Source organism: Pseudomonas sp. MF6751 (genome assembly GCF_016613265.1).
Taxonomy (GTDB): domain Bacteria; phylum Pseudomonadota; class Gammaproteobacteria; order Pseudomonadales; family Pseudomonadaceae; genus Aquipseudomonas; species Aquipseudomonas fluorescens_BV.
On sequence record NZ_JAENSV010000078.1, the window covers coordinates 1 to 9,605 of the forward strand.

Here is a 9,605-nt window from a genome sequence, read left to right on the forward strand (position 1 = left end):
ATCGGCGCTTGGGTGAAAGGAGGAGGGGCGAAATCTCCCACGGTCTGTACTGCGTCAACAGTCAGAATCGGGCTTTGTCCCTTCTCCTCCCTTCAAGTCCTAGCATACAAGCGGGCTTGCTCGCGAAAGCGGTGGATCAGTCAACATCAATGTTTTCTGGGCCGACGTCTTCGCGAGCAAGCCCGCTCCCACAGGGATATTCGCTCAGGCTTATTATTGAAGATCGAGCGGGGTGCTGGACGCCACAGGTGCGCCGCCTGGCACTCCAATTTCGGTCGGCAAGCCATCCTCGGCGGCGACCACATCACGCACCTGGTCCCAGTTGACCCGCAGGTTATTGGACAGGTCTTCGCGCTTGAGCAACGCATTGATGACAGCGGTGTGCTTGTCGACCACCGATGGCGTACCGTCATCGTTCAACGGCGTGTGAGCCTCAAGGTAAACCTTGCCACCACTGCTGCCGAACTTGTACGCGTCATTGATGATGCGCACTGACGTGCCTACCGGCACCATGCCCGCCATTTCCAACACGTTGTTATTGAACATGCGGAAGCAACCGTGGCTGGTGCGCGTGCCGATACCAAACTTCATGTTGGAGCCGTGAATCAGGTAACCCGGCGTGCCCAGGGTGAACTTGAAGGGCCCCAGCGGGTTGTCCGGGCCGGCAGGCACCACGTTGGGCAGCGGGTCACCGTTGGCGGCGTGTTCGGCCTTGATCGAGGCCGGTGGCGTCCAGGTCGGGTTCGGCGTCTTGGCGATGATACTGGTATGGGCGATCGGCGAACCCCAGCCTTCCCGGCCAATGCCCAGGGGGAAGGTATAGACGACGTTTTGGCCTTTTGGATAGTAGTAGAGCCGGTATTCCGCCAGGTTGATCACAATGCCTTCCCGCGGCCCGGGCGGCAGGATAAAGCGTGTCGGCAGCACAATCTCGGTGCCCGCCCCCGGCAACCAGGCATCGACACCCGGGTTGGCCGCAACCATTTCCGAATAGCCCAGGTCGTAGGTGGTGCCAAGGTCGGCAAAGGTGTCTTCGTACTTGGCCTTGATCACTTGGACCTGGCCAACAATGTCCTCACCGGGCGGCGGCAAGGGCAACTGCAAGGCCGCCGCCGAACCCGCCGCACAAAGCGCAGCAAGAGACAGGCAGCAGGTGACGACGGAAAGGCGCGACAACATCCGGAAAATCCTTCGCAAGACGACGGGTGGGGAAAAATTGATTGTATACGGCTTCGCAGTGCCAAGCTTCAAGCTGTTTTACAGCTCGAAGCGCAGCTCCGGCCAGATCGGAGGCGTGCCGCGCTTTTGCGATTCGAGAATTGCCCGGCATAACGGGCAGAGTCGCTGGTCTTGGAAAATCGAGCGGTTGACCGATGACCAGCGTGGCTGTGCCGGCAATAGAGTGCCGCAGAGCGTGCGATCGATCGAGCCGCCCAGTTCCAATTGACGCGCCACCAAATGCACCCGCACTTCCTGGCAGGCGAACAGGTCCAGCTGCTCGTCCGGCTCGATCAGTTGGTAGTTAAACAGGGACCAGGCAGGGCGCGACATCGAGGGCTCCAAATCGGGGGGGCGCCACCTTAGCCGAAAGCCTGCCGGTAGAAAAGCGTCATAACAGCGGTTTTAGCGTTGGCCAGACATTTTCCAGCAACTTGTCTTGCGCCCCGACTGCCGGGTGTAGCCCGTCAGCCTGCATCAACTCCGGATGGCCACCCACGCCCTCGAGGAAAAACGGCACAAACGGCACCTTTTCTTTCTGTGCCACATCACCGAATACCTTGGCAAAGGCTTCGACATAGCGCTTGCCGTAATTGGGCGGAATCTGCATGCCCAACAGCAGCACCTTGGCGCCGCTGTCCCGGGACTGCTGGATCATCGAGGCAAGATTTTGTTGCAATTGCGCAGGCGGCTGGCCGCGCAAGCCATCGTTGCCACCCAACTCGATCACCACAACGTCCGGTTTGTGCGTTGCAAGCGCCGCGGGCAGCCGCGCGAGGCCTCCCGCGCTGGTGTCGCCACTGATGGAAGCATTGACCACTTTATCGTCAAAACCCTCCTGCTTGAGCCGTTGCTCCAGCAACGCGACCCACCCTTTGCGGGTATCCAGGCCGAAACCGGCACTGATACTATCGCCAACGATCAGGACTGTACCCGCCGCTGCGTTCTGGGCCATGCACATCAAGGCCAGGCCAGCACTCAAAAACCACACTCGCATCGGATTCTCCATGGGCGCAAGCATTCTCACCGCGCGAAACCTTAGCAAAGTGGTTCCCAGCGCGGAAGGTGAACTGACTATCCTGCACGAACTGAGCCTGGAACTGAACAAGGGCGATAGCCTGGCTATCGTCGGCAGCTCCGGTTCCGGCAAATCCACGCTACTGGGCCTGCTGGCCGGCCTCGACCTGCCCAGCAGCGGCGAAGTCACCCTGGCCGGGCAAGCCCTGAGCACCCTCGACGAAGACCAGCGCGCACGCATCCGTGCCGAGCATGTGGGCTTCGTATTCCAATCCTTCCAATTGCTCGACAGCTTGAATGCACTGGAAAACGTGATGCTGCCGCTGGAGCTGGACGGTCGCCAGGACGCCCGCGAGCGAGCCAAACACCTGCTGGAGCGCGTAGGCCTGGGCCAGCGCCTGACCCACTCGCCCCGTCAGCTGTCCGGTGGCGAACAACAACGCGTGGCGATAGCCCGCGCGTTTGCCGCCGAACCGGACGTGCTGTTTGCCGACGAGCCCACCGGCAACCTCGACAGCCATACTGGCGAGCGCATCAGCGATCTGCTGTTCGAGTTGAATAAAGAGAGCGGTACGACCCTGGTACTGGTCACCCACGACGAGCGCCTGGCCCACCGTTGCCGACGCCTGATCCGCCTTGAAGCCGGCCTGATGGTCGCGCCCCTGGAGCCTTGATGGCACGTTTGCCGCTGTTGCGTCTGTTCAGCCTTGCCATGCGTCAGTTACTGCGCGATGCCCGCGCCGGCGAATTGCGCGTGCTGTTCTTTGCCCTGCTGGTGGCCGTGGCTGCCAGCACCGCCATCGGCTACTTTGGTGCGCGTCTCAACGGCGCCATGCTGCTGCGCGCCACCGAATTCCTCGGCGCCGACCTGGTGCTCGAAGGCAGCTCGCCGGCCCGGCCCGAGCAAATCAAATCCGGGACCGAACTGGGCCTGGATCACGCTCGTATCGTGGAGTTCTCCAGCGTTATCGCCACCGATAATGGCATCCAGCTCTCCAGCATCAAGGCGGTCAACGAGCAGTACCCCTTGCGCGGCGAGCTTAAAAGCAGCACCGAGCCCTTCGGTACGCAAACCCCTGGCGGTGGTCCCAAACCCGGTGACGCCTGGGTGGAAGCACGATTGCTGACGGCGCTGGACCTGAAAATCGGCGACAGCATCGATGTCGGCATGAAGACCCTGCGCCTGGCGCGCATCCTGACCTACGAGCCCGACCGGGCCGGGAACTTCTACAGCCTCACGCCCAGGGTCATGATCAACCTGGCGGACCTGGACGCCACCGGTGTCGTCCAGCCAGGCAGCCGTGTGAGCTACCGCGAACTATGGCGTGCGCCACAAGGCAGCACTGCGCTGCAAACCTATCGCGACCTGGTCAAACCGGGCCTGGCTGCCAACCAGCGGCTGCAGGACTCCCGCGATGGCAACCAGCAAATCGGCGGTGCGCTGGGCAAGGCCGAACGTTACCTGAACATGGCCAGCCTGGTGGCCGTGCTGCTGGCTGGCGTGGCCGTGGCGCTGTCGGCCAACCGCTTCGCCAGTCGACGGTTCGATGCCAGCGCGTTGTTGCGCTGCCTGGGCCTGTCGCGCCGTGAAGCCATGCTGCTGTTCAGCCTGCAACTGAGCGTGCTGGGCTTGCTGGCAAGCCTGGCCGGCGCCCTGCTCGGCTGGCTGGCGCAATTTGGCCTGTTCTACTTCCTGCACGACCTGCTGCCCGCCGACGTACCGCCAGGCGGGTTGCTGCCGGCTGTCGCCGGGATCGGCACCGGGCTGGTGGCCCTCGCCGGCTTCGCCCTCCCGCCGCTGGCCGCACTGGGCCGGGTACCACCGCTGCGGGTATTGCGCCGCGATTTGCTGCCTATTCCTTCAAGCACTTGGATGGTCTACGGCGCGGCACTGTTTGCCTTGGGCCTGATCATGTGGCGCCTGAGCCTGGACCTGGTATTGACCTTCGCGTTACTCGGCGGCGGTGTAGTCGCTGCGCTGCTCCTGGGTGGCTTGCTGTTGTTGTTGCTACAGAGCCTGCGGCGGTTACTGGCTCGCGCCTCCCTGCCGTGGCGCCTGGGCCTGGGACAATTGTTGCGTCACCCGTTGGCGGCAGCGGGCCAATCCCTGGCCTTTGGCTTGATCCTGTTGTCCATGGGGTTGATCGCGCTGTTGCGGGGCGAATTGCTCGACACCTGGCAAAACCAGTTGCCCAAGGATGCGCCCAACTACTTCGCGCTGAATATCCTGCCAGCCGACAAGGACGCCTTTGGCGCCCGGCTGCTGGACGTCCAGGCACAAGCAGCGCCGCTCTACCCGGTGGTGCCAGGGCGCTTGATCAGCATCAATGGCGAAGCCGTGCAGGAGATTGTCAGCAAGGACTCCAGCGGCGACCGTGCCACTCAACGTGACCTGAGCCTGACTTGGGCAGCCGACCTGCCAGAGGGTAACGTCCTGACGGCAGGTACTTGGTGGTCGGCGCAACCCACTGACGGGGTTCCTGGCGTGTCGGTGGAAGCCAAAGTGGCCGAGAGCTTGAAGCTCAAGCTCAACGACCATCTGTTGTTCACCATCGGCGGGGAAAACCGTGAAGCGCGGGTCACCAGCCTGCGTACCATCAACTGGGATAACTTCCAGCCCAACTTCTTCATGATTTTCCAACCGGGCACCTTGAAGGATCTGCCCGCGACCTACCTCACCAGCTTCTATCTGGCTCCCGGCCATGACCAACAGATCGTCGACCTGTCACGGGCCTTCCCGGCGGTCACTATCCTGCAGGTCGAGGCCCTGCTGGAGCAGTTGCGCAGCATCCTTGCCCAAGTAACGCTGGCAGTCGAATACGTGCTGTTGTTTGTCCTCGCGGCGGGCATGGCAGTGTTGTTCTCTGGCCTGCAGGCCACCCTGGATGAACGAATCCGCCAGGGTGCATTACTGCGCGCCTTGGGTGCCGAGCGTAAGTTGCTGGTCAAGGCCCGACGCATTGAGTTCGGCCTGCTGGGCGCCGTCAGCGGCTTGTTGGCGGCACTGGGCACCGAACTGGTGACCTGGGTGCTGTACCGCTATGCATTTGACCTGGCGTGGCATCCCCACCCGTGGTTGTTACTGCTGCCCGTAATCGGTGCCTTGCTGATTGGCGCTGCCGGGGTATTTGGCACGCGCCGCGCACTGAATGCCAGCCCGCTGACCGTTCTGCGCGAAAGCTGACCCCCGATGGCGCGTACTCTGCCAAGGGTACGTGCCATCAGGCCGGCTTTACATATTCGATCTTGGTGATCCACCAGCACACCTCTCCGCCTGGGGTCTGTACGACTGCCTCGTCATCCACCTCCTTGCGCAGCAGGGCCCGTGCCATGGGTGAGTCGATGGAGATGTAATCCATACGGTCGTAGATCTCGTCATAACCCACGATGCGAAAACGCTTGGTCTCGCCCTGTTCGTTTTCGATTTCGACCCATGCGCCGAAAAACACCTTTCCCTCCTGCTCGGGCATGTACTCCACCACCCGCATGTCTTCCAGGCGTTTGCGCAGGTAACGCACCCGTCGGTCGATCTCGCGCAGCAGCTTCTTGTTGTACTGGTAATCGGCGTTTTCACTGCGATCTCCCAGGGAGGCTGCCCAGGCCACTTTACGCGTGGTATCCGGACGTTTTTCACGCCATAGGTAATCCAGCTCTTTTTTCAGCGCTTCATGACCCTCTTTGGTAATCAGCTTGGTACTCAAACGCTCGCATCCCCAGGCAATGTCTAATGGTGCCGATACGCCAGGGCATCATGCCCAGGCAGCGGCTGGCTGGGACTGATGATAAATGAACCCTGGAAAGTATCCAGGCCGGCGCCTCCTGTAACCTCACCCATGGCCCTCCAGGACTTGATCCAACTCAAGCAGCATGCCCTGCATGCGCTGGCGCATGCCGGACAGCTGCAACATCATCATTGTCAGTTTTTCGGCTTTCTGACTGACCTCCAACCCCTGCTTCTGCAAATAGGTATGGCGCTGCTCAAGTTCACGGCCTCTTTCATCCAGTTGGCTCTGCTGCTGTTGCAGGGACGCCTGCCACTGTTCAAGCATCTGCTCTTTCTCGAGGACGGCGCATTTTTTTTGCGTCAACTCTTGGGCGACCTTGGCCAGATTGCTCAGCGCGCTGTCCATTTCAAGCAAAGAGGTATGCTCCAGGTGGGCAGGCGGGTCCAAGTGGTCGGGCTCGGGTGGCTCCAGCCGCAGGTTGTTTGGCTCAAACTGGCTGTCATTTTGTTCATCCAGGACAGGCGGCGCACTGGTCTTGACCTGCAACTGTGGGATCGCGGCCAGCGACTGCGCCGGCTCTTCAAAGGTGTCTTCATCCATAGCCTGCGGCACAGCCGTGGGTGCGCGCGGATTTCGGGGCGGCGCAACCATTTGCGACGAAAAGCGAATGGACGGCACGATCACTGCGCTGCTTTCGATCGCAGGCAACGCCGGCGCAGACATACCCAAGGTGATCACCTTCATGACCAATGCCTTCTTGATGATCACCGAGTGATGATCCTCGGGCCTGGCAGGCGGCAGCCGGCAGCCCTTCAAGTCAATAAAGTGAAAGGGAACCTCAGCGTCGCCAATCGAGCTTGCCTTCGAACCTGACGCGGCCGCCATCATCAGGATCTGCTTGAAGACCTGCATCGCTGATTGCAGGTCCTCTTTTGAATCAACCCCCCCCAGAAAATAGCGTTCGAGCTTTTTACGTAATACCGCGATATAGACCCGGGAGTGACCGGGTTCGGTCTCCTCATCCAGGCTATACACGAGAAAGTTGGACCCGGTTTGCGTGACAGCGAACCCACACAGCAACGCGCCGTTAACGGGCGCGTCTTCGTCGTTACGTTCAAGAACAAGAGTACGTAGAAGCATCATGGCAATCAGGCCTCATTACAAAAGAAAAAACCTTATATAAACACCAGATAAACATCCGAGCTTTAATAAGTCTTCCAAACAAAACAATTGTTTCAGCGAATTATCGAGCCGAACGTAGGATTCTTCTTATTAGTTACGTCTCGCGTTCCCAAGCCACTTTATTGAACGTACCCTTTTTAAAGCTCTCTCCCATACGGCCGGCACCTCTCACACGCCCTGCAAAACTTATTCGGTAAAAATATGATCGAGATAAGCAACTTGACAAAACAGCTGGGTAAAAAAAGCGTTATCACCAACCTCTCCTTCTGCGCCCAGCGCCAGGAGTGTGTGGCCCTGCTGGGAGAGAGTGGTGCAGGAAAAACAGCACTGCTGAGTTTGATTGCCGGGGCAATCAAACCTACTTCAGGACAAATCACTATCCAAGGCTTCAGTACCCAGACCCATTCACTCCAAGCCAAAAAAGTCGTTGGCTATCAACTCCAGGACGGCCTCAATCATCACAGGATGTCCGTCAGGCATATGCTCAATTTTATTGCCGCTATTCGCGGTTTGAGCGGTGTTGAAAAGCGCAGTCGAGTCGAGCAAGTAGTCACGCGACTGGAGCTGCTGCCCGTGCTCAACTGCCCGATCGATGTGCTTCCACTTGGCTTGAAGCGCAGAGTCGCAATGGCCCAGGCACTCCTGCACTCCCCAAGCCTGCTTCTGCTGGATGAGCCTACGGAGGGACTATGTCCTGATCAACGGCTCAAGTTCAGGGCACTCATCCAATCCCTGACCGAGGAAATGACGATCATCATCGCCTCCCGCCGTTACCAAGAGTTAGCGGATACCTGCACCCGTGCCCTGGTCATCGCCGGTGGCCGCCTGGTGGCCGACGCTTCACTGCCGGATTTGCAACGCAGTTCCCGGCATTTCCAAGCGGTGACCCTGGCGGCGGACACCCCGCTGGATTTGCTGGCGCTTGCCGTATTACCTGGCGTCGCAGGCATCGAAGAAGACCGGCATGCCCCCGGCAAGGTGACTGTTCTGGCCATGCCCGGGCACTCCATCTTCCCTTCAATCAACGCGCTCATCACCCACCGTGGCTGGAACATAACGTCAATGAATCTGGAGCCGGGTCGCCTGAACGATGTCGTTCACCATCTGAGCCATGAGGTAAATACTTGAGACTGCTAACCATCATTTTCAAACGACAACTCGCCAGCTTTGCCTCATCACCGAGCACTTATCTGAGTGTGGCGGTTTTTCTCGTGCTGGGTGCGACGCTGGGGTTGCACAGCCATCACTGGCTGGAACAAAACAGCAGCGATTTGCAGGCGTTCTTCGAACTGCATCCTTGGCTCTATCTGCTACTGGTACCGATTTTATCGACGCAATTATGGTCCGACGAATCCAACGCTGGCTTTTGCGACACATTGAAATCCTTACCTGTCACTCCGACGCAGCGAGTGGTTGGAAAGTTTATGGCGGCATGGATCGTCTGTGGCATCGCTTTGATGCTTAATTTTCCTTTGGTAATGGCTGTCAATTATCTTGGCACCCCCGACAATACCGTTATCGCATCACAGTTCTTCGCCAGTTGGTTGTTGGCGGGAAGCTATCTCTCTGTGGGTTGCTTTGCCTGTGTGCTGACGAACCAACGCGTTATGATTTCCCTCTTGACGCTGTGCTTGTTGCTGGCCGCCAGTGGGATATCTTCAATGTTGGATGCACTGGAACAGCAGACCCCCATATGGATTATCGACAGTTTGTTATCCCTTGATCCGATTTCCCGCTTCAGCGCGATGGATAACGGCAAGTTGACATTGCATGACTGCCTGTACTTCATAAGCATGATCTTGGCTTTTCTGTTTGCGACCACCTTCACACTCAACTACAGAAACAGCTGACATAGGAACGCCACTGATGGGATCCGCTTTTCGCGCGGGTATGACATTGATCGTCATATCACTACTGTTTCTGGCATTCAATCTAGTCTGGGTACCCAAACTGCCAACTGTCCGTTGGGACTTTTCCCAAGAAAACACCCACACCCTATCGCCATCGGCGCGGCAATTACTCGTTTCACTTGAAAGCCAACTGGACTTATATTTCTTCAACACCCTCAATGCACCGCAAAAAAAACCGGTATTGAAACGTTATGGCCGGCGCGTGGAAGACTTGCTCAAGGAATTCGAAAAAGCTGCCAACGGCATGATCAACTTACATATTATCAACCCCACCCCGTTCTCTGAGGACGCCTATAAAGCCAGCTTGTTTGGCCTTGATGACACACAAGGATTCCTTGGCCTTATCGGTACGCGTGCCGGCCAGGGCGCCCAACGCATCCAAGCGTTCAACCCTGAGCATGAATCATTGCTCGAGTATGAAATCAGCGGCGGTTGCAGAAGCTGAGTGCAACACGGTTATTGATTTGAAGCTGGAGCATGATGCCGCATAGCCATGGCTTCCTGCATCACCTCGCCCATGACTTCGATCGGGCACTTGAAATCGAAGCGTTTA

9 protein-coding genes and 1 pseudogene are annotated in these 9,605 nt (G+C 58.6%); 5 read left to right on the top strand and 5 right to left on the bottom strand.

Annotated elements, in window-relative coordinates; translation table 11 throughout:
* Positions 1-213 precede the first annotated feature (213 nt).
* The 3 genes from JJD66_RS27325 to JJD66_RS27335 form a co-directional block, all read right to left on the bottom strand.
* A complete protein-coding gene (locus JJD66_RS27325; RefSeq protein ID WP_019820319.1) occupies positions 214-1,179 on the bottom strand; it encodes a L,D-transpeptidase family protein in 966 nt (321 codons plus the stop codon).
* Between the two features lie 78 nt (positions 1,180-1,257).
* Positions 1,258-1,551, bottom strand: coding sequence for a hypothetical protein (locus tag JJD66_RS27330; protein ID WP_003189866.1), 294 nt, complete (start codon positions 1,549-1,551; stop codon positions 1,258-1,260).
* Positions 1,552-1,609: 58 nt separating this feature from the next.
* Entirely contained in the window at positions 1,610-2,215 is a 606-nt protein-coding gene (locus JJD66_RS27335) for an arylesterase (protein ID WP_054920159.1), read from the bottom strand.
* A gap of 10 nt (positions 2,216-2,225) precedes the next feature.
* Between JJD66_RS27335 and JJD66_RS27340 the strand changes: the two genes are divergently transcribed.
* Both JJD66_RS27340 and JJD66_RS27345 read left to right on the top strand, forming a co-directional pair.
* Positions 2,226-2,909, top strand: a complete 684-nt coding sequence (locus JJD66_RS27340) for an ABC transporter ATP-binding protein (protein ID WP_003189864.1) — start codon at positions 2,226-2,228, stop codon at positions 2,907-2,909.
* Positions 2,909-5,419, top strand: a complete 2,511-nt coding sequence (locus JJD66_RS27345; protein WP_200649468.1) for an ABC transporter permease — start codon at positions 2,909-2,911, stop codon at positions 5,417-5,419. Before JJD66_RS27340 ends, JJD66_RS27345 begins: the two co-directional genes overlap by 1 nt.
* Before the next feature lie 37 nt (positions 5,420-5,456).
* Here JJD66_RS27345 and greB read toward each other — a convergent pair whose 3' ends face one another.
* Positions 5,457-5,936, bottom strand: a complete 480-nt coding sequence (gene greB, locus JJD66_RS27350; protein ID WP_200649469.1) for a transcription elongation factor GreB — start codon at positions 5,934-5,936, stop codon at positions 5,457-5,459.
* 126 nt (positions 5,937-6,062) lie between these two features.
* Positions 6,063-7,103 (bottom strand): hypothetical protein, encoded by a 1,041-nt coding sequence (locus JJD66_RS27355; RefSeq protein ID WP_200649470.1) that lies wholly within the window; start codon positions 7,101-7,103, stop codon positions 6,063-6,065.
* Between the two features lie 240 nt (positions 7,104-7,343).
* On the opposite strand from JJD66_RS27355, the gene JJD66_RS27360 reads away from it, so the two are divergent.
* The 3 genes and pseudogenes from JJD66_RS27360 to JJD66_RS27370 form a co-directional block, all read left to right on the top strand.
* Positions 7,344-8,270, top strand: coding sequence for an ABC transporter ATP-binding protein (locus JJD66_RS27360; RefSeq protein WP_200649471.1), 927 nt, complete (start codon positions 7,344-7,346; stop codon positions 8,268-8,270).
* Positions 8,267-8,992, top strand: coding sequence for an ABC transporter permease (locus tag JJD66_RS27365; RefSeq protein ID WP_200649472.1), 726 nt, complete (start codon positions 8,267-8,269; stop codon positions 8,990-8,992). Before JJD66_RS27360 ends, JJD66_RS27365 begins: the two co-directional genes overlap by 4 nt.
* 16 nt (positions 8,993-9,008) lie before the next feature.
* Positions 9,009-9,479 (top strand): annotated as a pseudogene (locus tag JJD66_RS27370) (DUF7088 domain-containing protein); the annotation flags it as partial.
* Positions 9,480-9,605: the final 126 nt, after the last annotated feature.

Excerpts from the sequence above, each read along its gene's own strand:
- JJD66_RS27325 (WP_019820319.1), bottom strand. The coding sequence starts at position 1,179 with ATGTTGTCGCGCCTTTCCGTCGTCACCTGCTGCCTGTCTCTTGCTGCG.
- JJD66_RS27330 (WP_003189866.1), bottom strand. The coding sequence starts at position 1,551 with ATGTCGCGCCCTGCCTGGTCCCTGTTTAACTACCAACTGATCGAGCCG.
- JJD66_RS27335 (WP_054920159.1), bottom strand. The coding sequence starts at position 2,215 with ATGCGAGTGTGGTTTTTGAGTGCTGGCCTGGCCTTGATGTGCATGGCC.
- JJD66_RS27340 (WP_003189864.1), top strand. The coding sequence starts at position 2,226 with ATGGGCGCAAGCATTCTCACCGCGCGAAACCTTAGCAAAGTGGTTCCC.
- JJD66_RS27345 (WP_200649468.1), top strand. The coding sequence starts at position 2,909 with ATGGCACGTTTGCCGCTGTTGCGTCTGTTCAGCCTTGCCATGCGTCAG.
- JJD66_RS27355 (WP_200649470.1), bottom strand. The coding sequence starts at position 7,103 with ATGATGCTTCTACGTACTCTTGTTCTTGAACGTAACGACGAAGACGCG.
- JJD66_RS27360 (WP_200649471.1), top strand. The coding sequence starts at position 7,344 with ATGATCGAGATAAGCAACTTGACAAAACAGCTGGGTAAAAAAAGCGTT.